19 protein-coding genes are annotated in these 22192 nt (G+C 57.2%); 11 read left to right on the top strand and 8 right to left on the bottom strand.

Annotation, left to right across the window (positions count from 1 at the left end):
- Positions 1–25: 25 nt before the first annotated feature.
- A complete protein-coding gene (pobA, locus tag U5A05_RS06010; protein ID WP_261741231.1) occupies positions 26–1210 on the top strand; it encodes a 4-hydroxybenzoate 3-monooxygenase in 1185 nt (394 codons plus the stop codon).
- A 58-nt stretch (positions 1211–1268) separates the two neighbouring features.
- Positions 1269–2789 carry an MDR family MFS transporter gene (locus tag U5A05_RS06005; RefSeq protein WP_321835938.1) on the top strand — a complete coding sequence of 507 codons (1521 nt, stop codon included), beginning with the start codon at positions 1269–1271 and terminating at the stop codon, positions 2787–2789.
- Between the two features lie 133 nt (positions 2790–2922).
- Here U5A05_RS06005 and U5A05_RS06000 read toward each other — a convergent pair whose 3' ends face one another.
- From U5A05_RS06000 to U5A05_RS05990, 3 genes are read right to left on the bottom strand one after another with little or no spacing between them, the layout of a single operon-like run.
- The gene (locus U5A05_RS06000; RefSeq protein WP_261741229.1) at positions 2923–3744 is read right to left on the bottom strand and encodes an ATPase; all 822 of its coding nucleotides are present in this window, start codon (positions 3742–3744) and stop codon (positions 2923–2925) included.
- 29 nt (positions 3745–3773) lie between these two features.
- Complete coding sequence (locus tag U5A05_RS05995; RefSeq protein ID WP_321835937.1) at positions 3774–4772, bottom strand: NAD-dependent epimerase/dehydratase family protein; 999 nt, start codon at positions 4770–4772, stop codon at positions 3774–3776.
- Between the two features lie 38 nt (positions 4773–4810).
- Positions 4811–5707, bottom strand: coding sequence for a LysR family transcriptional regulator ArgP (locus U5A05_RS05990; protein ID WP_321835936.1), 897 nt, complete (start codon positions 5705–5707; stop codon positions 4811–4813).
- Between the two features lie 103 nt (positions 5708–5810).
- Between U5A05_RS05990 and U5A05_RS05985 the strand changes: the two genes are divergently transcribed.
- The 8 genes from U5A05_RS05985 (at position 5811) to U5A05_RS05950 (ending at position 16049) form a co-directional block, all read left to right on the top strand.
- On the top strand, positions 5811–6413 hold the full coding sequence (locus U5A05_RS05985) for a LysE/ArgO family amino acid transporter (protein ID WP_261741226.1): 603 nt from the start codon (positions 5811–5813) through the stop codon (positions 6411–6413).
- A 247-nt stretch (positions 6414–6660) separates the two neighbouring features.
- The gene (locus tag U5A05_RS05980) at positions 6661–7257 is read left to right on the top strand and encodes a superoxide dismutase (RefSeq protein WP_019827796.1); all 597 of its coding nucleotides are present in this window, start codon (positions 6661–6663) and stop codon (positions 7255–7257) included.
- Positions 7258–7516: 259 nt separating this feature from the next.
- Positions 7517–9568, top strand: coding sequence for a putative bifunctional diguanylate cyclase/phosphodiesterase (locus U5A05_RS05975; protein WP_261741225.1), 2052 nt, complete (start codon positions 7517–7519; stop codon positions 9566–9568).
- Between the two features lie 160 nt (positions 9569–9728).
- Positions 9729–11075: an imelysin family protein gene (locus U5A05_RS05970; protein WP_261741224.1), complete on the top strand. Its 1347-nt coding sequence runs from the start codon at positions 9729–9731 to the stop codon at positions 11073–11075.
- A 315-nt stretch (positions 11076–11390) separates the two neighbouring features.
- A complete protein-coding gene (locus U5A05_RS05965; protein ID WP_321835935.1) occupies positions 11391–11933 on the top strand; it encodes a hypothetical protein in 543 nt (180 codons plus the stop codon).
- 485 nt (positions 11934–12418) lie between these two features.
- Entirely contained in the window at positions 12419–13846 is a 1428-nt protein-coding gene (locus tag U5A05_RS05960) for a di-heme oxidoreductase family protein (protein ID WP_321835934.1), read from the top strand.
- A 26-nt stretch (positions 13847–13872) separates the two neighbouring features.
- Positions 13873–14937 carry an imelysin family protein gene (locus U5A05_RS05955; protein ID WP_321835933.1) on the top strand — a complete coding sequence of 355 codons (1065 nt, stop codon included), beginning with the start codon at positions 13873–13875 and terminating at the stop codon, positions 14935–14937.
- A 14-nt stretch (positions 14938–14951) separates the two neighbouring features.
- Positions 14952–16049, top strand: coding sequence for a DUF1513 domain-containing protein (locus U5A05_RS05950; RefSeq protein ID WP_321835932.1), 1098 nt, complete (start codon positions 14952–14954; stop codon positions 16047–16049).
- Between the two features lie 169 nt (positions 16050–16218).
- On the opposite strand, the gene U5A05_RS05945 is transcribed toward U5A05_RS05950, so the two are convergent.
- The 5 genes from U5A05_RS05945 to colR all read right to left on the bottom strand — a co-directional run bounded on the left by U5A05_RS05945 (position 16219) and on the right by colR (position 19991).
- Positions 16219–16440: a hypothetical protein gene (locus tag U5A05_RS05945; RefSeq protein ID WP_321835931.1), complete on the bottom strand. Its 222-nt coding sequence runs from the start codon at positions 16438–16440 to the stop codon at positions 16219–16221.
- Positions 16440–17156 carry a lipopolysaccharide kinase InaA family protein gene (locus U5A05_RS05940; protein WP_261741218.1) on the bottom strand — a complete coding sequence of 239 codons (717 nt, stop codon included), beginning with the start codon at positions 17154–17156 and terminating at the stop codon, positions 16440–16442. Before U5A05_RS05940 ends, U5A05_RS05945 begins: the two co-directional genes overlap by 1 nt.
- Before the next feature lie 3 nt (positions 17157–17159).
- Complete coding sequence (locus U5A05_RS05935; RefSeq protein WP_261741217.1) at positions 17160–17840, bottom strand: class I SAM-dependent methyltransferase; 681 nt, start codon at positions 17838–17840, stop codon at positions 17160–17162.
- Between the two features lie 197 nt (positions 17841–18037).
- Positions 18038–19318 (bottom strand): sensor histidine kinase, encoded by a 1281-nt coding sequence (locus tag U5A05_RS05930; RefSeq protein WP_321835930.1) that lies wholly within the window; start codon positions 19316–19318, stop codon positions 18038–18040.
- Positions 19308–19991, bottom strand: a complete 684-nt coding sequence (colR, locus tag U5A05_RS05925; protein ID WP_261741215.1) for a two-component system response regulator ColR — start codon at positions 19989–19991, stop codon at positions 19308–19310. The genes U5A05_RS05930 and colR overlap by 11 nt, the downstream gene beginning before the upstream one ends.
- 203 nt (positions 19992–20194) lie before the next feature.
- Here colR and U5A05_RS05920 point away from each other — a divergent pair, with 203 nt between their 5' ends.
- Positions 20195–22144: an LTA synthase family protein gene (locus tag U5A05_RS05920; RefSeq protein WP_261741214.1), complete on the top strand. Its 1950-nt coding sequence runs from the start codon at positions 20195–20197 to the stop codon at positions 22142–22144.
- Positions 22145–22192 lie beyond the last annotated feature (48 nt).

The raw sequence follows: 22192 nt of genomic DNA, 5'->3' as shown, positions 1-22192 counted from the left end.
GTCGAGGCTGCGCGAGAGAACAATAATGAAAACTCAAGTCGCTATTATCGGCGCCGGCCCTTCGGGTCTGCTGCTGGGCCAACTGCTACATAACGCCGGGATCGATAACGTCATCATTGAACGCCAATCCGGCGACTACGTACTCGGCCGAATTCGCGCCGGGGTGCTGGAACAAGGCATGGTCGACCTGTTGCGACAGGCCGGCGTCAGCCAGCGGATGGACGCTGAAGGGTTGGTCCATGATGGCTTTGAGCTGGCGCTGGATGACCGCCAGGTGCATATCGACCTCAAGGGCCTGACCGGCGGCAAAACCGTGATGGTTTACGGCCAGACCGAAGTGACCCGCGACCTGATGGCTGCACGCGAGCAAGTCGGGGCACAAACCCTGTACAGCGCCAGCAATGTCCAGCCCCACGGAATGAAAACCGACGCACCTTACGTCACGTTCGATAAAGACGGCGAAAGCTGGCGTCTGGACTGCGACTACATAGCAGGCTGCGATGGTTTTCACGGCGTAGCGCGTCAGTCTATTCCGAGCGATGTGCTGAAGGTTTTCGAGCGGGTATACCCCTTTGGCTGGCTCGGCGTCCTGGCCGACACTCCGCCGGTCAACGACGAACTGGTGTATGCCAAACACGACCGGGGCTTTGCTCTGTGCAGCCAGCGCTCGGCCACGCGCAGTCGCTACTACCTGCAAGTTGCGTCCGAAGAAAAGGTCGAGGACTGGTCCGATCAGCGCTTTTGGGACGAGTTGAAGACCCGCCTGCCCAAGGCGCTGGCCGAGCGGCTTGTAACCGGGCCGTCCATCGAGAAAAGCATCGCGCCGTTACGCAGCTTTGTGGTGGAGCCGATGCAGTACGGCCGTATGTTTCTGGTCGGCGACGCCGCGCACATTGTACCGCCCACCGGCGCCAAGGGCTTGAACCTGGCAGCCAGCGATGTCAGCACGCTGTTCAACATTTTGCTCAAGGTCTACGCCGAGGGGCGCACCGACCTGCTGGAACGCTACTCCGAGGTGTGCCTGCGGCGCATCTGGAAAGCCGAGCGATTCTCATGGTGGATGACCTCAATGCTGCATCGCTTTCCCGACAGCGACAGCTTCAGCCAACGCATTACAGACAGTGAACTGGCGTATTTCGTCGACTCCGAAGCAGGTCGCACGACCATTGCAGAAAATTACGTAGGGCTCCCTTACGAGGCTATCGAATAGCAGGCTATCGAGTAGACTAGCGGCATTCCACCACAGGTTTGCCGCCCACAGGTGTTTCGTGACCAGTCTGAATCAGCCACCCCAGACCAAGCCCGCCATACGCAGCATTCTGATCGCCCTGATGCTGGCGATTTTCCTGGGGGCGCTGGATCAAACCATCGTCGCTGTTTCCATGCCCGCCATTTCCGCCCAGTTCAAGGATGTCAGCCAACTGGCCTGGGTGATCTCGGGCTATATGGTGGCCATGACCGTGGCTGTGCCGATCTACGGCAAACTCGGCGACTTGTACGGGCGCAGACGCCTGATGCTGTTTGGCATGGGCCTGTTTACCGTGGCCTCGCTGTTTTGCGGGCTGGCGCAGAACATGGAGCAGCTTGTTCTGGCCAGGATCATTCAGGGGATAGGCGCGGGTGGGATGATTTCGGTCAGCCAAGCGATCATCGGCGACATCGTGCCGCCCCGCGAACGCGGGCGCTATCAGGGCTACTTCAGCGGCATGTATGCGCTGGCCAGTGTCGCCGGACCAGTACTGGGCGGCTATATGACCGAGTACCTGTCATGGCGCTGGGTGTTCTTGATCAATTTGCCGCTGGGCCTGGCTGCCTGGTGGATTTCCTATCGCACTCTGGTCGGGCTGCCTGTTCCGCAACGCAAGCCGATTATTGACTACCTGGGCACGATGCTGATGATCCTGGGCCTGACCTCATTGCTGCTGAGCATTACCTTTATCGGTCAGGGTCAGAGCTGGCGCGACGATCAGGTCGCCGGGCTTCTGGCGGTTGCGTTGATCGCGCTGGGGCTGTTTGTCTGGCATGAACGACGCACGCTAGAGCCGCTGTTGCCGATGCACCTGTTTGCCAACCGCAATGCGGTGCTGTGCTGGTGCACGGTATTTTTCACCAGCTTTCAGGCCATTTCGCTGATTGTGCTGATGCCGCTACGCTATCAGAGCATCACCGGCGCGGGTGCCGACAGCGCGGCCCTGCACCTGTTGCCCCTGGCCATAGGCCTGCCGATGGGGGCCTATTTTGCCGGGCGCATGACCTCGGTAACCGGGCGCTACAAACCAATGATTGTAAGTGGGGCGGTGCTGATGCCCCTGTCCATTCTCGGCATGGCCTTCAGCCCGCCGAGCGCGGAGCTGTTGAGTGGCGTGTTTATGCTATTCAGCGGGATCGCTTCGGGCATGCAGTTCCCGACATCGCTGGTGGGGGCGCAGAACTCGGTGCGCCAGCACGACATTGGTGTGGCGACCAGCACCACCAACCTGTTTCGAGCATTGGGCGGTGCGATGGGGGTGGCCTTGATGTCGGCCCTGTTGCTGGCATTGCTGCACGACTCGCTACTGGCGCCTGTTGGCGGTCAGCCACTGCTGGGGGAAGGCAGTTCGGGCAATGTGTTGCTGGACGGGCTGAATGCCGTACAAGGCCCGGCGCTGGACAGCCTGCGGGCTGAACTGCTGCTGACCTTCCGCCATCTGCTGAGCATCAGCGCGGTGATTTCACTGCTGGGGCTGGCTGCGGCGATCGCCATGCCCAATCAAGAACTGCGCGGGCGTGAAGACAAGGCGCGGGAGTAAATCCTCAACTGTGGGAGCGAGCAGGCTTGCGAAGGTCTCCAGAGCCTCGCGGTTACTTCGACCTTCGCGAGCGGGCTCGCTCCCACATATGTTGCGCACGCTTAAATCGAGAGGCAAAACTGTCAACGCAGACTCAAGGCCTGGCGCTGATCTGCTTCTGCAAGTTCTGAATCTGGCTTTGCAGGGTATTGATGTTGCGTGTCATCTGCGCGCGGAACACATCGAACTCGGCGGCATTGGCGCCTTGGGCCGATGCCGGACGGTTTTCCAGTTCGCTTTTGAGCACGATCATGTCTTGCTCCAGACGCTCGACAGCAGCGCTCGGATTACCTTGTTTTTTCAAGGCCGCCACGTCGACCGCCTGTTGCCCAACACTGGCCTTGAGCGTCGACAGCTCGCTGCCAAGGCCTTTGATCTCGGCCTCGAGGCGGGTCTGGGTTTCTTTCTGGGCCGTCACCTGCAACAACATCGCGGCATTGATTTGCTCAAAACGCTGATCCAGATCGCCCTGCTGCCCGACCACCAGGCCTTGCTGACGCTTGCTCTGCTCAAGCAACTGCTCTTCGAGCTGCTTGATCTGCAACTTCAAGGCTTCGCTGCCGTTGTTGATCGTCGATTCGCTGGCCACCACTTTGCCGGAAATAGCCTGCAAACGCCCCGCAGCTTCTTCGCTGATACGGGCGAAGCTCTCCTGGGTCGCCACCAACTGCTGCTCCATCAGTGAAATTTGCTGAAAACTCCACCAAGCCAGCCCACCAACAGCCAGCAGCAAGGCACAGATCAACGTCCACAATGGCCCGGTAGCAGGGCCCTTGACCTTGATCACCGGCGTGTTGCGCGAGTACACCGTGGTGCGCTCCCGTGCTCCGGCTGTTGACCCCAATTCATCGTGGTCATGGGCATCAGCACGCAGGGTTGGCACGTTGTCAAAATCGTCACGGGCATCGTTACGCATGGAAAACCTTTAAAAATAGCGGCAAGTGGTTAGCGGTACGGAGACTCCTGAGCCTTCCACCAGCCGCAGAATTCATCAAGCGCGGCCCACAGACTGACTTTTGGGTCATAGTCGAGGTAGTGCCGGGCGCGGCTAATGTCGAGGGTAAAGTCTTTGTCCATGATCTGCACCCCCAAACGCGAGAGCGTCGGTTCGGGTTGACCGGGCCACAGCTTACAGGCGGCCTCGCTCAGCGCGCCCATAGCGTAGGCACGGCCGTAGCCGCGATAACGGGTTACTTGCGGTACGTTCATCTGGCGCATCACATAATTGACCACATCCCACAACGGAATAGGCGTGCCATTGGTGATGTTGTAGGCCCTGCCCAAGGCCGAGCCACTGCACAGCAAGCTGCTCATCAGCACCTCGTTGAGATTTTGCACGCTGGTGAAGTCGACCTTGTTCAGACCGTTGCCAACGATGGCCAAACGCCCTTTGCGCTGCAGCTTCAACAACCGCGGGAAGATACTCATGTCCCCTGCCCCCGTGACAGAGCGTGGACGCAGGGCAATCACCTCAAGACCGAATTCCTGAGCACCGAAGACTTTTTGCTCGGCCAGGTTTTTGGTCGCGGCATACGGGTGACTGAAGCGCTTGGGCAACTGTTCTTCAGTCAATTGCGTGTGCGAACGACCATCGAAGTACAACGAGGCCGAGGACAAGTACACCATACGCCGCACCCGCTGCTTCAAGCAGGCCTCAACCACGTTTTCGGTCACCAGCACGTTGTCGCGGTGGAAGTCCTGATAACGCCCCCAGGCGCCCACGTGGCCCGCACAATGCACCACAGCGTCGACATCGACACACAAGTCACGCACCAGTAAACCATCGGTCAAATCACCCGGGATAAATTCAGCCCCGCGCCGCACCAGGTGTTCAACACCCTCAGCCCGTCGCCCGCTGACCCGTACGTCAAAGCCCTGCTCCAAGGCAAAACGCGCAAAGCGTCCGCCAATAAAGCCGCTTGCGCCGGTGACCAGAATCTTCATCAATCACTCCAAATGCTGTAATTCTTGCTGCTTGCTCTTTAAACGCTGGCTATCAGGCCAAAGGCACTAGCCGAACGAGACAAATGTTCGGTCAATTGCCTCAGCAGTTCTCCGCCATTGCGCCAATGATGCCAGTACAGTGGCACGTCGATGGGTTTATCTGGCAAAAGCTCTACCAGCGTTCCGCTTTCAAGCTGCTCGCGCACCTGCAACTCAGGGACCAGCCCCCAACCCAGACCAGCCTCGGTCAAGCGGATAAAACCTTCGGAAGACGGGCACAGGTGGTGCTCGAACCCGCCATCAACGCCCAAGGCAGCCAAATAACGATGTTGCAGGAAATCATCCGGGCCGAACACCAGCGCAGGTGTTTTCGACAGCTGCGCGGCGCTCACGCCCTGAGGAAAATGCCGCGCAATAAAAGCAGGGCTCGCCAGTGCCCGGTAGCGCATGGCCCCCAGCAACACGCTGCGGGCTCCGGCAACCGGTCGCTCACTGGCACACAGGCAAGCTGCCACTTCACCGGCACGCATGCGTTTGAGGCCAACGGTCTGGTCCTCAACCACGAGGTCCAGCAACAGGTGCTGCTCGGCGCAGAAATCACCCACTGCCTGCGCCCACCAGGTGGCTAGGCTGTCGGCGTTCAAGGCGATCCGCAGCCGTTCGGGCAAGCCCTCATCGTCCAGCGCCGGCACTGCACTTTGCAGGTCACGCTCCAGCAAGCGCACTTGCTGCACGTGGTTGAGCAAGCGCCGGCCAATCTCGGTCGGGCTAGGTGGCGTGGCACGCACAAGCACCGGCTGACCGATACGCGCCTCAAGCAATTTTATGCGCTGGGAGACGGCCGATTGCGACAGGCCAAGCACCTGCGCAGCCCGTTCAAAGCCAGCCTGTTCTACTACCGCGGCCAGGGCCGAAAGCAATTTATAGTCGAACATCAGTTTTCCTAATGAGCGATCAGCAATATTGGTTTTTCTTATACAGCCAAGCACCTGACAATAGCCAGCAGCAACCCCGCCTGCTGTACGACGAGTAACTCTTATGTGGCAAAGCTACCTTAATGGCCTGTTGGTCGCGTTCGGCCTGATTATGGCTATCGGCACCCAAAATGCCTTCGTGCTGGCGCAAAGCCTACGCCGTGAGCACCATCTGCCCGTGGCGGCGTTTTGCGTGGTGTGCGATGCCTTGCTGGTGGCGGCCGGGGTGTTTGGCCTGGCGACCATTCTGGCGCAAAACCCGTTGTTGCTCAGCGTTGCTCGCTGGGGGGGCGCGGTGTTTTTGCTGTGGTACGGCACTCAGGCGCTGCGCCGCGCGTTTTCAAAGTCGAGCCTTGAGCATACCGCTGGCCAGACTGCCCGCTCGCTAAAGGCCGTGATGCTCAGTGCGCTGGCCGTCACCCTGCTCAACCCTCACGTGTATCTCGACACGGTATTGCTGATTGGCTCTCTCGGCGCGCAACAGAGCGTGCCAGGGGCCTATGTGGTGGGCGCGGCCAGTGCTTCGCTGCTGTGGTTTTTCACCCTCGCATTGGGCGCCGCTTGGCTTGCGCCATGGCTGGCACGACCAAACACCTGGCGCATACTGGACTTGCTGGTGGCGGTGATGATGTACGCGGTGGCAGTGCAATTGATTGTTTCGGGCTGAGATTAACCCCGCTGGAAATACTTGGCAGGCTCAAATTCAGCACTGAACATACAGGCCAAAACTGATCGGCTTTTTCTATCAATCGAGCTGAAACGTCTATCCCACACAGTTGTCGCGTGGTTATGCCGTCACCCCGGTGCTATGATCCTGACCCTGCGCCGCAAAGAGTAAAAACTCATCGGCGCGTGTTTGGCCGCCCGTGATCGGCCTTGCGCTCATCGCAACTGACCTGATTAGGAGAATCATCATGGCTTTCGAATTGCCGCCGCTGCCGTACGCACACGATGCCCTGCAGCCGCACATCTCCAAAGAAACCCTGGAGTTTCACCACGACAAGCACCACAACACCTATGTCGTGAACCTGAACAACCTGGTGCCAGGCACCGAGTTCGAAGGCAAAACCCTGGAAGAGATCGTTAAAACCTCTTCGGGCGGTATCTTCAACAACGCCGCTCAGGTCTGGAACCACACCTTTTACTGGAACTGCCTGGCGCCAAACGCCGGCGGCGAACCAACTGGCGCGCTGGCTGATGCCATCAACGCAGCCTTCGGCTCGTTCGACAAGTTCAAAGAAGAATTCAGCAAAACCTCCATCGGCACTTTCGGCTCCGGCTGGGGCTGGCTGGTGAAGAAAGCTGACGGTTCCCTGGCTTTGGCCAGCACCATCGGCGCCGGTAACCCGCTGACCAGCGGCGACACCCCGCTGCTGACCTGCGACGTTTGGGAACACGCTTACTACATCGACTACCGCAACGTGCGTCCGAAGTATGTTGAAGCATTCTGGAACCTCGTTAACTGGAAGTTCGTTGCTGAGCAGTTCGAAGGTAAAGCCTTCACTGCCTAAGCCTGACTCCAGGGAAAAACCCGGCATTGCCGGGTTTTTTTTGGCTCGATTAAAAGTGCCAATTGACCCGCCCGACTAATCCGGGCCAGCTAATATGAGAACGTCGGTTTTTTTATTCCGCGCCTCAAGTTCGAGATACCTATACCGACACAGTAGCGATCGTGAACGTTGCACGATTGCTGCTTGTATACCTGCAATAAAAATTGCCACATAAAAGAAAGGCCATAGGCATTATCGGCAAGGAACAAGGAATAGCGTTTTGAAGCGGCAATTCAAGAACAGCTTGTCACTGAAGTTACTCCGGATCGTATTGCTGTCAGCAGTCGTCGTCGGGGCGGTGCTGAGTTGCGCTCAAATTGTGTTTGACGCTTACAAAGTCCGACAAGCCGTCGCGATTGATGCTGAGCGCATCCTGGGCATGTTTCGCGATCCTTCAACTCAGGCGCTATATAGCCTGGACCGTGAAATGGCGATGCAGGTCATCGAAGGCCTGTTCCAGGATGATGCCGTGCGCCAGGCAACTATCGGCCACCCCAGTGAAACGAACCTCGCGCAAAAGACACGCGAGCTGAAAGCTTCGTCAAGCCGCTGGCTGACCGACCCAATTTTAGGCAAGGAGCACACTTTCAGCACTCCATTGGTGGGTCAGGGGCCTTACAGCGAGTACTACGGCGACCTGAGCATTACCCTCGACACCGCCACTTACGGCGAAGGCTTCCTGGCCGATGCCGCGATCATGTTGTTATCCGGTATGTTGCGCGCCCTGCTGATGGGGCTGGTGTTGTACCTGGTCTACCATTGGCTGCTGACCAAGCCGCTGTCACAAATCATCGGCCACCTGACCAGCATCAACCCGGATCGCCCCAGCGAGCATGTGATCCCTCTGTTTAAAGGCCACGAACACAACGAGCTGGGGGTTTGGGTCAATACCTCCAATCAGTTGCTGGCCTCGATTGAACGCAACACCCGATTACGCCACGAAGCCGAAAGCTCACTGCTGCGCATGGCTCAGTACGACTTTTTGACCGGCCTGCCCAATCGCCAGCAACTTCAAGGTCAACTGGGCAAGATCCTCACCGATGCTGGCCGCTTGCAACGCCGGGTCGCGGTGTTATGTGTTGGCCTCGACGACTTCAAAGGGATCAACGAGCAGTTTGGTTATCAAACCGGCGACCAGCTGTTGCAGGCCCTGACCGATCGTTTGCGTGCCCACAGCGGCAGCCTGGGTGCGCTGGCGCGCCTGGGTGGTGATCAGTTCGCTCTGGTTCAGGCCCATATTGAGCAGCCCTACGAAGCTGCCGAGCTGGCCCAAAGCATTCTGGATGATCTGGAGATACCGTTTACCCTTGATCAACAAAACATCCGCTTGCGCGCCACCATCGGCATAACGCTGTTTCCCGAAGACGGCGACACCACCGAACAGCTGCTGCAAAAGGCCGAGCAGACCATGACTTTGGCTAAAAGCTACTCGCGCAGCCGCTACCAGTTTTATATCGCCAGCGTAGACCGCGAAATGCGGCGTATGCGCGAGCTGGAAAAAGACCTGCGCGAAGCCCTGATCTGCAACCAGCTCTACCTCGTCTACCAACCACAGATCCGCTACAGCGACCACTGCGTGGTCGGGGTCGAAGCCCTGTTGCGCTGGCAGCACCCGGAGCACGGCATGGTCCCGCCCGATCTGTTTATTCCGCTGGCCGAGAAAAACGGCAGCATTATCGCCATCGGCGAATGGGCTCTGGACCAGGCTTGCCGCCAACTGCGCGAATGGCACGATCAGGGCTTCAGTGAACTGCGCATGGCGGTCAATCTGTCCGCCGTGCAGTTACACCACGTTGAACTGCCGCGAGTGGTCAATAACCTGTTGCAGCGCTACCGTTTGCCAGCGCGCAGCCTGGAACTGGAAGTCACCGAGACCAGCCTGATGCAAGACATCAGCACCGCCGCCCAACACCTGCTGAGCCTGCGCCGCTCCGGAGCGTTGATCGCGATTGATGATTTCGGCACCGGTTACTCGTCATTGAGCTACCTCAAAAGCCTGCCACTGGACAAAATCAAGATCGATAAGAGTTTTGTTCAGGACCTGATTGATGATGGCGACGATGCAACCATCGTGCGTGCCATCATCCAGCTCGGTAAAAGCCTCGGCATGCAGGTCATTGCCGAAGGCGTCGAAACCACCGAGCAAGAAGCCTATGTCATCGGCGAGGGCTGCCATGAAGGCCAAGGCTATCTGTACAGCAAACCCCTTGGCGCGCGGGAATTGCTCGCTTATCTGAAGCAGGCCAAGCGGCGCAAGACCGTCATTATGTAATTCCATGTTTCATCTTTCGCGAAAGATCCGCTGCAGAGCTGGGTAAATAAGAAATATTTCCAACAGTAACCCTTTACACAAAATGCATATCTTTCGCATTATGTGGCAGTTTTGCGTGCAGCCGCACGCTTGTCCCACCTCTCGAAGCAGGATTTTCGCCATGATTCGTATGCCTCTGGCAACCGCCAGTCTGCTGGCCATTGCTATCTCACTCGCCGGTTGTGGCGACAAGGACAAGGAAAAAACCGCCGCAGCTCCTGCGCCAGCAGCTGCAACCAGCACCGCGACCCCTGCCGCTGACATCAGCGCGGCAAAAGTTGACGAAGCTGCAGCCAAGGCCGTCGTCGCACATTACGCGGACATTGTTCACGCCGTGTTCAGCGATGCTGAAACCACCGCCAAAAAGCTGCAAAGCGCTATCGATGCGTTCCTGGCCAAACCCAACGACGACACACTGAAGGCCGCCCGTGCCGCTTGGGTTGAAGCCCGAGTGCCTTACCTGCAGAGCGAAGTTTTCCGTTTCGGCAACACCATCATTGATGACTGGGAAGGCCAAGTTAACGCCTGGCCGCTGGACGAAGGCCTGATCGACTACGTTGACGCCAACTACGCTGGCGCACTGGGTAACCCTGGTGCTAACGCCAACATCATCGCCAACACCCAGATCCAGGTCGGCGAAGACAAAGTCGACGTGACCGAAATCACCCCTGAAACCCTGGCCAGCCTGAACGAGCTGGGCGGTTCCGAGGCCAACGTGGCTACCGGCTACCACGCCATCGAATTCCTGCTGTGGGGCCAGGACCTCAACGGTACAGGCCCGGGTGCAGGCAACCGCCCTGCTTCTGACTACCTTGAAGGTGAAGGCGCAACCGGCGGCCATAACGATCGCCGTCGCGCTTACTTGAAAGCCGTAACCCAACTGCTGGTGAACGACCTCAACGAAATGGTCGGCAACTGGGCACCGAACTCTGCCGACAACTACCGCGCTACGCTGGAAGCCGAGCCGGCACAAAACGGACTGCGCAAAATGCTGTTCGGCATGGGCAGCCTGTCGCTGGGCGAACTGGCTGGCGAGCGCATGAAAGTGTCTCTGGAAGCCAACTCGCCGGAAGACGAGCAGGATTGCTTCAGCGACAACACCCACAACTCGCACTTCTACGATGCCAAGGGCATCCGTAATGTGTACCTGGGCGAATACCTGCGTGCTGACGGCACTAAAATGACCGGTCCAAGCCTGTCATCGTTGGTAGTGGTCATTGACCCGGCCACAGACGCTACGCTGAAGTCCGATCTGGCCGACACAGAAGCCAAGATCCAGGTCATGGTTGACCGTGCCAACAAGGGCGAACACTACGACCAACTGATCGCAGCCGACAATACTGCGGGCAACCAGGTGGTACGTGATGCCATCGCCGCTCTGGTCAAGCAGACCGGTGCTATCGAGCAAGCCGCTGGCAAGCTGGGCATCAGCGATCTGAACCCGGACAACGCCGATCACGAGTTTTGATCTGCCGCGTTTGAGTCAGTGAAAAATGAGGCGACCTTCGGGTCGCCTTTTTTGTGCGCTCTATCATGTAGGCGTAGTCACTATCGATGGCTGCAGTCTCGCACGAAGCATCAGCGTTTTTAGTTTTTGCATATTATGCGCAACGCGCTTTCTATGGGCTTAAGCCTTACGCAAAGGCACTTTCGTCACACAGACACAACTTTGATGCACTTGGAATCAAGCGCCAATATTGCTATAGACAATACATATGCATAGCCATCACTGCATTTAAACCTGATTCAATTAAAGCCCAACAACTTACTGAACGAGTAACGCATGGCTATTAACTACACCCCTTTCCAAACTAGCGGCACCCCCTTACTTCCACCAAATCAAATGATGTCGCCAGGGCAATATCTTATGTCCGAAAACGGACATTTTAGACTGGTACTACAAGCCGATGGAAACCTGGTAATTAAAGAGGGTGAAACGATCGTCTGGATGGCCGATATCAGGCTTACAGCAAAACTTTGCAGCGCAAAAAAATGCGCGAACACCTTCATTTCGTCATCAGCAATAGTGGTTTTCTCTATGATCCGTCCAGAAGGCGCTTGTGGATTGCTGAAAGCACTCACAGCGTTGATAAATCGCTCTGGTACAACGCGTGCATGGTCATACAAAACGATGGGAATTTGGTCATATATGATCAACGCACAGGAAATCTATGTTGGGCTCGGTTTGGGTTTACTCCAGGTCGCATGCCAAAAAGAACATTCACCGTGGTCAACATACTACCGAACGGAGTACCGTTTACCTTATGGGAGTTTTAACTCACCAACCCCGCCTCGACCAACCATTTGCGGCACCATTAATTTTTAAATACCGCTGGAGGGTGCAGACAATAAAAACCGTACGGGTCAGTCTGGCACTTATAAGCAAGTTCAGGGCTATATCCTTTAGGAAATAGCCGACCGTTTGCACAGCCAGAAATCGCGACCAATATAAACACTGTCAAAAGCGTTTTCATACTTACTCCGTTTTTTTGGAAAGCATAGTATTCCAAGGAAAAACTGCATATCGTTTATCTCTGATTACTCTGTGGGAAATACCTTTTGTATTACGAAGTCATGTAGGATTTAACTCATGCGAGTTAATGGCAAGCCTAATGCCAGTCAGTCAAGCTGATTGGCATTTTCAATCATGATCGATTTAACCTCTAGACCGTACTGGCCACCATCGCAAGCAAGCTCGTTCTCGTGAATTTGGCTGCCACAAGCCAAACCAAACGCTAATCCCTCTTATTTCAATTCACCTTCCCTGATAAACTTTGCGCCCTCGATTTTGCTCACTGATCTGGACGCTTGATGCCTTTGCTGCCTCTTCGCCTGTCCCTGCTGCTGGTGGCCCTAAGCCTTGGCGGTTGTGATGATGCCCCGCGCTTTACCAAACCCGAGCCCGGCGAAGCCCGCTCCGGCGGGGCTACTACGGTGCGCAAAACCGATCAGAATGCGTTTTCCATGCCCTCCGCCAACCTTTCGCCCACCCGGCGTCTGGATTTCAGCGTCGGCAACAGTTTTTTTCGCAGCCCCTGGGTCATAGCCCCGTCCACCACCACCGCACGTGACGGCCTTGGTCCGCTGTTTAATACCAATGGCTGTCAGAACTGCCATATCAAGGATGGCCGTGGCCACCCTCCCGCTCCCGGCGCCAAAAACTCGGTGTCGATGCTGGTACGCCTGTCGATCCCCAACGACCCCACTTATGCCACGTTGATCGAGCAATCCGGCATCGTGCCCGAGCCGGTATATGGTGGTCAGTTGCAGGACATGGCCGTGCCTGGCGTAGCCCCTGAGGGCAAGGTGCGGGTCGATTACGAACCCGTCACTGTGAGCTTCAAGGACGGCACTGAAGTCGAGTTGCGCAAGCCAATGTTGCAAATCACCCAATTGGGTTATGGCCCGATGCACCCCGACACCCGTTTCTCGGCGCGCATCGCGCCGCCGATGATTGGCCTGGGGCTGCTCGAAGCCATCCCGAACGAAGCGATTCTGGCCAATGCCGACCCTCAGGACAAAAACCGCGACGGCATCACCGGACGCCCGAATTGGGTATGGGATGACGCTCAACAAAAGACAGTTTTAGGCCGTTTTGGCTGGAAAGCCGGGCAACCCAACCTCAACCAACAAAATGTTCACGCCTTTTCTGGTGATATGGGCCTCACGACCTCCCTGAGACCCTTCGATGATTGCACCAAGGCTCAAACGGCCTGCCTCGAAGCACCCAACGGCAATGGCCCGGATGGCGAACCCGAGGTCAGCGACAACATTCTGCGCCTGGTGGAGTTCTATACCCGCAACCTGGCCGTGCCCGCCCGGCGTGATGTCGGTGCGCCGCAAGTACTGGCCGGTAAAAACCTGTTCTACCAGGCCGGTTGCACATCGTGCCATACGCCGACGTTCACCACTTCAGCCAACGCGGCCGAGCCTGAACTGGCCAACCAGGTCATTCATCCTTACAGCGACCTCTTGCTACACGACATGGGCCCGGGCCTTGCCGACAATCGCACCGAGTTCGCCGCCACCGGCCGCGACTGGCGCACCCCTCCGCTATGGGGCATTGGCTTGACCCAGGCGGTGAGCGGTCACACTCAGTTTTTGCACGATGGCCGTGCACGCAACCTGCTGGAAGCCGTACTGTGGCATGGCGGCGAGGCTGAGCCTTCGAGGCAACAGGTTTTACGTTTTAATGCCGAGCAGCGCGCTGCGCTGCTGGCGTTCCTGAACTCTCTTTAACGCCTTACAAGATCGGGGACCCCGACATGTTTCGACCCAAGCTTTTGTTCACCAGCCTTGCCGCTATCGCCTTGGCTGCATGCTCGCCACAAGACCCGCAGGCCGTCACCTCGGCAGCCATTGCCAAGCAAGTAATCTTGCCAACCTACAGTCGCTGGGTTGAAGCCGATCGCCAATTGGCGGTCAGCGCTCTGGCTTACTGCCAGGGCAAGGAAAACCTTGAGACTGCCAAAGCCGACTTCTTGCACGCGCAAAAAGCCTGGGCAGAGCTGCAGCCTTTGCTGATCGGGCCTCTGGCCGAAGGCAATCGTTCGTGGCAGGTGCAGTTCTGGCCAGACAAAAAGAACCTGGTCGGCCGTCAGGTTGAGCAGTTGGTGGTTGCCCAGCCGCAGATCGATGCCACCGCACTGGCCAAGTCCAGTGTTGTGGTGCAGGGCCTGTCGGCTTATGAATACATTCTGTTCGACAGCAATATCAACCTTGCTGACGATGCGCAAAAATCCCGCTACTGCCCACTGCTGATCGCCATCGGCGAACGTCAAAAGCAACTGGCCGAAGAAATCCTGGCCAGCTGGAACAGCACTGACGGCATGCTCGCTCAAATGAGCAAGTTCCCGAACCAGCGCTATGCCGACTCCCACGAAGCCATCGCTGACGTGCTGCGCGTGCAGGTAACCGCGCTCGATACCCTGAAGAAAAAACTCGGCACGCCAATGGGTCGCCAAAGCAAGGGCATTCCACAGCCATTCCAGGCTGATGCCTGGCGTAGCGAGTCGTCACTCAAAAGCCTGGCAGCCAGCCTGGCGGGTGCTCAAACCGTATGGGTGGGTGTCGACAACAAGGGTTTGCGCGGTCTGTTGCCTGCCGAACAAAAACCATTGGCTGACAAGATCGATGCTGCGTATGCCGCCTCGCTCAAGCTGCTCAATGACAATCAGCACACTCTGAACGAACTGCTGGCAGATGACGCTGGGCGCGCTCAACTGAATGCTATCTACGACAGCCTGAATGTGGTTCACCGCCTGCACGAAGGCGAGCTGGCCAAGGCCCTGGGCATCCAGCTGGGCTTTAACGCCAACGACGGCGATTGATGAAGGAAGGTTCGATGATGCGCAGGCAAGCTCTCAAGCTCGGTGGTTTATTGCTCAGTGCCGTCACGCTGGGCGGCTGGTCACTGTTCAAGCACAAAGACCAAAGCCCGATGTTGTTGAGTGCCCGTGACGATGTGGACGGTAATCACTTTGCTGTCGGTTATCGCCTGGATGGCACTCAAGTGTTCAGCACCCGGGTTGGCCAGCGTTGCCATGACATCATCAACCACCCGACACTGCCCATTGCACTGTTTGTAGCTCGGCGCCCCGGCACCGAAAGCTACCTGATCAACCTGGCTGATGGGCAGTTGCTGCAAACCCTGACTTCCCTGCCCAATCGGCATTTTTATGGTCACGCGGTGATCCATAAAGACGGCGAGTGGCTGTACACCACCGAAAACGACACCACCGATCCGGGGCGCGGCCTGCTGGGGGTTTATCGCTTTGAAGGCGAACGCCTGATCCACAGTGGAGAAATCCCCACCCACGGCGTGGGCCCGCATCAGGTGTCGTGGATGCCGGACGGCGAGACACTGGTGGTGGCCAACGGCGGGATTCGTACCGAGGCCGAAAGCCGGGTCGAAATGAACCTGAATGCGATGGAGCCCAGCCTGGTACTGATGCAGCGCGACGGGACCTTGCTCAGCAAGGAAACCCTGAGCCAGCAGATGAACAGCGTTCGGCACTTGGGTATCGCCAGTGACGGCACTATCGTGGCCTGCCAGCAATTTATGGGCGATGCCCATGAGTTGTCCGAGTTATTGGCCATCAAGCGTCCCGGCCAGCCATTTGAACCCTTCCCGGTGGCCGAGCAACAACTGCGTGCCATGGGCCATTACACGGCCAGTGTCGCGGTACACAGCGACTTGCGGCTGGTCGCGCTGACCGCACCGCGGGGCAATCGGTTCTTTGTCTGGGATCTGGACAGCGGTGCCTTGCGTCTGGATGCGCCGTTACCCGATTGTGCTGGGGTGGGTGCGGTGAAGGATGGGTTTGTAGTTACGTCCGGCCAAGGTCGTTGCCGGTTCTACGATTGCCGCCAAAGCGACCTGATGGCCAAGCCTTTGGAATTACCCTCCGGGCTGTGGGACAACCATCTACATGTTATGTAGAGCTGCAAAATTCTGTAGCAGTTGACGAGTAGTGCGAGGCTACGTTCGGCTGCGCAGCAGTCGTAAAACCATTCAGCTTTGGTGTTTCTGACACACCGTGCTTACCGGGTTTACGACTGCTGCGCAGCCGGACGCAGCCTCGTTCCTTCGGCAGCTGCTACAGGGACCCTTACTTCTTCAGCCCCTGACTCATTCCAAACATAAACAGCAACAGGTCGTGATCGGGTTTTTCCGCTACCGCCACCTTGACTACGCGCGGCAGCGGGCAATGAACCCCCTCTTGCGTCCCACCCAACACTTGGGTCACAGGCTGCTCCCATGCAGCAAATGCCACGCCAGCAATGGTCAGAGCACCCAGAAAAAACAAACTTCGTGCTAATTCTCGCTTCATCACCGTAAACCTTTGATAGCGCTGCCAAACACCGTCTTATAAAAGTAGATCAGTCTGTCCCAGTCCGTGGAGTTCCACGACGAATGGCGGCGCAGTTGTTTAAGATCGTGGGAGGCTGCCTTATGAGCTGTCAGGCGTTGCCGGCTTTTTTCGAGATCCAGCAGAGCCACGCTTATCTGTGCGCTATCGCCCTGGCCGATGACTCGTACAAACACATGTTTGGCGTAGAGGCAGCCATGTTGCCAGCGCCCCAGATGCATACGCGCCAGGGTTTGACCAATCGCTTGAAGTACACGCTCATGCACCGCTTCACCCAGGCGTTCGCGTTCACCGGCGGCATACCAGTTGTCGATCTCGACAAAACCGTCCAGAGCGACAGTCACCAACAGTGCCCGCCATTGTTTGTCTGCCGCTTGTTGAGCCCCGCAGTACACCAGTTCAGGTACACCGACCGATAAATGGTTCAAGGCGAGCAACGCATCACGCTCGCGCAATACTGTTGGGCGACCCAGCGGGTAACGCCAACTACGGTAGGTGTGCCCGACCTGACGCTTGACATAGAGCAGGCGTCCGCTGGCATCGTGAACCCGTTGTACACCACTCTCCCCGCCACGACGCTGATTGGGCTCTTCAACCCATTCGCCTTTTTGATTCCAGTAAAACTCAAATTGGTCTTCAGACGCAGAGGGGGATTGCTGTACAAAATCAACGGTCATGACTTATCTCTTTCGTAATACGTAAACCCGCCACATCGCATAGAGCGGAATAAAATCCAGATGATCCTGAATGGTGAAGCCGGCCTTTTTAAACTCCGACTCCACTGTAACAGCAGGTAACACGAAACGGTTTTGGTAACCGTCCTGTTCTGTTTCTGTAGTCCGTTTGTGCTCAAGACGCTTGCGTTTCCAGGCCTTGAAATTGCCATCGACCCACAATGAAATAATCAGACTGTCCCGGCTGACGCGATGAAGCTCGCGTAATAGAGCCATCCGATGGCTTGCATCACCAATATGGTGCAGCAGGCGCATGCAAAAAATGCTGTCCACGGAGTTGTCTGGCATATCTATTTCAAATGCAGAGGTCTGCAATCGCCGTACCCGTTTCACCACATCGGCCGGTTGCGCCAGCGAAGCCACCTCCAGCATCGATGCAGAGTTATCCGCACCAATGATTTCACGGTTTGGCATTTGCGCAAGCAACGGCCAAAAACGGCCTGCACCGCACGGCAAATCCAGGACGACCGCAGGCTCACCCGCCAAGTGCAGAGCGCGGCGTGCCAACTGCTCGTCGCGTTTGTGCGAGAGACGGCGGGCCAGTCCATCCTGGTGCTTGATCAGGTAATCGGCAGCGTGTTGCTGGTCGTACTTTTCAGAAAACTTGAGTTTGATGATCGGATTCATGGAAGTGCTCCTGAAGCATATAAGCACTACCTTAATCAGGAAAACGTATGCATCAGGTCATCAGCAAGTGAAAATTCCGTGTATGCGTCCTACACAAACGTTGCAAGGTTTTACAGGCCGCGAATGCTGGCGCGGGGCCAGTTATGCATAAAACATCGGCTGACACGGCCTGCAGGGCGCAGGCCGCTTGAGGGGTTTCAGGCGTCAGCCGGGTCAAGCTCGACGTGAAAGCGGCAACCATTGGGCTCCATCGTGGTGAGGGTAACCCGCCAGCCCTGGCTATCGCAGATGCGCTGAACCAGTGACAGGCCCAACCCGAGCCCTTCGCCACGTTTTTCACTGCCACGAACAAAGGGTTGGAACATTGCCTGACGCTTCTCTTCCGGGATGCCGACTCCACTGTCTTCCACCACAAAGCCGCCGGGTTCAAGGGTCAATCGGATAAAACCGGTGTCGGTGTAGTGCAGTGCATTGCGCAGCAGGTTACCCATGACTGCATGCAGGAAGGTGGCGTTATAGCAAGTGTCCAGCGTATTGCCGGGGTCATAAATCAGTTCAAGGCCTTTAGCCTCGATGGGCTCACGCCACAGGCTGATCAGGCCTTCGGCCACGACTGGCAGTGTCACCTTGGGCGACATACTGGCGTCTTGATGCTGAGCTCGGGCCAACATCAGGAAGGTCTGCACCAGTTCCCGCATCTCTTCGCATGCTCGCGATATTCGTTCGACCTGTGAACGACTGCGCTGATCCAGCGCCGGGTTTTCCAGTAACAGTTCGCAGGAGCTGGCCAATACCATCAACGGAGTGCGCAGCTCATGGCTCACGTCGCTGGTGAACAGCCTTTCGCGCGTCAGGGTGTCCCGCAAACGACCCAGCGTGGCATCGAACGCCACCGCCAACTCGCCCACTTCATCGGCAGCGTAATCCGGCGCCAGAGGCGGTGCCAGGCCCAGCAATTGATCGCGATGACGAACCTGGCGGGCCAGGCGGACTACTGGCGCCATCACCCGACGGGCCAAGGTCCAGCCTAAAAAGACCGCCAGCGCCAGCGCCAGCACGAAACCGACCACGACCACGGCAAACAGCACGCGCTCACGTTCTTCGAAATCACTCTGATCCTGCAGCAGCACGTAACGCCGGCCATCGACCACTTCAACCATCGCGTGGTACGACAATTGATCCCGAAACACTTCATGAAAACCCGGATCCAGGTGGCGTAGATCCTTGGGCAAAGCAAAATCACCATGCCCGCCACTGAAGTAAAACAGTTGGCTTGGCTTGGGCCGATGGTTCCAGTCTGCACCATTGTCCATCAGCAACAAACGCTGCAAATCGCCGCCCAGACCGGCTGATATGAGCTTTTCTTCGACCAGGTGTACGGTGGCAATAATGCCTACGGCGAATGTTCCCGCGACCAATGCACTCATCAATGCAAAGGCAATGATGATCCGCTGGGCGAGACTTTGCTTAAACTCCATCGCGAATCTCGGCGAGGCGGTAGCCCACACCATGCACGGTTTGCAACAGAGGCTTGTCGAACGGTTTGTCGATCACCTGCCGCAATTGGTGCACGTGGCTACGCAGGCTGTCGCTATCGGGACAATCATCACCCCACAAGGCTTCTTCGAGGACTTCGCGGCGCAGCACGTGGGGGCTTTTTTGCATCAAAACCGCCAGCAATTTCAGGCCTACCGGGTTGAGCTTGAGCAGGCGGCCTTCACGGGTAACCTCAAGGGTATCCAAGTCATAACGCAACTCACTGACCTGCAACTCGCGCCGCCCCCCGCCTTGAGCGCGGCGTAATACAGCCTCGATCCGAGCAGCCAGTTCCGACAGGGCAAACGGCTTGAGCAGATAGTCATCAGCGCCGGACTTGAAGCCTTGCAGGCGGTCATCCAACTGGTCCCGGGCGGTCAACATGATCACCGGGGTATCGCGTCGGGCGTCTTCACGCAGGCGCTTGCACAGGGTGTAGCCGTCGATCCCGGGCAACATGATGTCGAGCACAATCAGGTCGTAATGCTCGGTAGCCGCCAGATGCAGGCCGGACAAACCGTCTTGCGCACAGTCAACGGTATAGCCCTTGAGACCCAGGTAGTCGGCCAGATTGGCGAGGATATCGCGGTTGTCTTCTACCAATAAAATTCGCATGGGCATTCTCTCCGTTCACAGTTACGGCCGTCTTGGCCCGCGCAGCTTAAGGCCAAGCACCGCGCAGAGCCAGCACCGCAGGGCGCTGAAGCCATTTAGTTAGGTTATGCGCAAAAATGACATTTTTTTTACTAACGGTTCACAAACTCAATACAGTGGCGCCAGCACACTCTCGCACCCCCGCGTTTAAGGAAAAACAACTAATGCGTCTGCTGCACACCGCGCCAATGCGCTACCTCCTTCTGTTGACTGGCTGTTGGCTGGCGACCTTTCTAATTACCCGAGGCGTTCTGCTGGTCACCCATCTAGGAGAGGCAGGTAACAACTGGCTGCCGGTGTTTGGCATTGGCATGCTTTACGACCTCGGCTTTCTGACTTATGCCGCTCTGCCGCTGGGCCTGTACCTGTTGTTGTGCCCGCCAGCGCTGTGGCGTCGTCGTGGTCATCAGTGGTTCTTGCAAGGTCTGCTCACTGTAAGCCTGTTTGCCATGTTGTTCACGGCCGTGGCTGAGTGGTTGTTCTGGGATGAGTTCGGCGTACGCTTCAATTTTATCGCTGTGGACTATCTGGTCTACTCCGATGAAGTGCTGAACAACGTACTGGAGTCCTACCCGATCGGTATCCTGCTCAGTGCCATTGCCCTGGCAGCCATCGTATTGAGCCTTGCCTTGCGCAAGCCGTTCAACGCAGCCATGAACGCACCGCTACCAGCCTTTGGCGCTCGCCTTGCTACCTTTGCCGGTTTGTTGCTGGTCGCGGGCTTGAGCATGCAATTGCTCGATCAGGACGGTCCTCGCGGCCAGGGCGGCAACGCCTATCAGCATGAACTGGCGAGCAATGGCCCGTATCAGTTCTTCGCAGCGTTCCGCAATAACGAACTGGATTACCAGCAGTTTTACGCCAGCCTGCCAACCGACGTTGTCGCAAAGCAATTACGCACCGAGCTGGCCGAGCCCAACGCAACTTTTGTTGGCCAGGACCCGCTGGATATCCGTCGCAATATCGACAACCCGGGCACGGCACGTCAGCCCAACATCGTTCTGGTGACCATCGAAAGCCTCAGCGCCAAGTACCTGGGCAGCAACGGCGATGGCCGCAATCTGACGCCAAACCTCGATCAACTGCGCAAAGAGAGCCTGTACTTCAATAATTTCTATGCCACCGGTACTCGTACCGACCGCGGCCTGGAAGCGATTACCTTGGCCATCCCACCGACGCCTGGACGCTCCATCGTCAAGCGCATCGGCCGTGAAAGCGGTTTCGCCAGCCTGGGCCAACAGCTTAAGGGCGTAGGCTATGACAGCGTGTTCGTGTATGGCGGCCGTGGTTATTTCGACAACATGAATGCGTTCTTCAGCGGCAATGGTTACCGCGTCGTCGACCAAAGCAGCGTCAATGAAGCCGATATCCACTTCAAAAATGCGTGGGGCATGGCTGACGAAGACCTGTACCGCGAAACCCTGAAGCTGGCCGATGCCAACTATGCGCAACAAAAGCCGTTCCTGTTGCAGTTGATGACCACCTCGAACCACCGCCCGTACACTTACCCTGAAGGCCGGATTGACATCAAATCAGGCAACGGTCGTGACGGTGCGGTGAAGTACACCGACTACGCCATTGGCCAATTCCTCAAGGATGCGCGTCAAAAGCCCTGGTTCGATAACACGATCTTCATTTTCGTGGCCGACCACACGGCAGGCAGTGCCGGCAAGGAAGACTTGCCGATCACCAACTATCAGATCCCGCTGTTTATCTATGCGCCCAAGTTGATCGAAGCTCGTGAAGACTCACAACTGGCCAGCCAGATCGATTTGGCACCGACATTGCTCGGGTTGCTGAACCTGGATTACCAGTCGACTTTCTTTGGCCGTAACCTGCTGCAGGAAAATCCGCTACCGCCGCGTGTGGTGGTGGGCAACTATCAGCACCTGGGTTTGTTTGACGGTAAAGATCTGGCCATTCTCAGCCCACGCCAGGGCCTGCGTCGCCACGATGAAGCGCTGACCACCAGCATTGAGTCCCGCGTACCGGCGACCGATCCGTTGATTGAACGGGCGATCACCTATTACCAAGCCGCCAGTCATGACTACAAGCAGCAACTGTTAGGCTGGAAGCCGGTGCAGGTGGCGCCGGTGCAGACTGCAGCGAAGTAATTTGAATCCATGGGAGTCAGCCTGCTGGCGATGCAGGCGGCTGGGTCT

Origin of the sequence: Pseudomonas kulmbachensis, assembly GCF_963681935.1 — a bacterium.
GTDB classification, from domain to species: domain Bacteria; phylum Pseudomonadota; class Gammaproteobacteria; order Pseudomonadales; family Pseudomonadaceae; genus Aquipseudomonas; species Aquipseudomonas kulmbachensis.
Note: the sequence above shows the minus strand (reverse complement) of the source record. Positions and strands in the feature narration are given on the sequence as shown.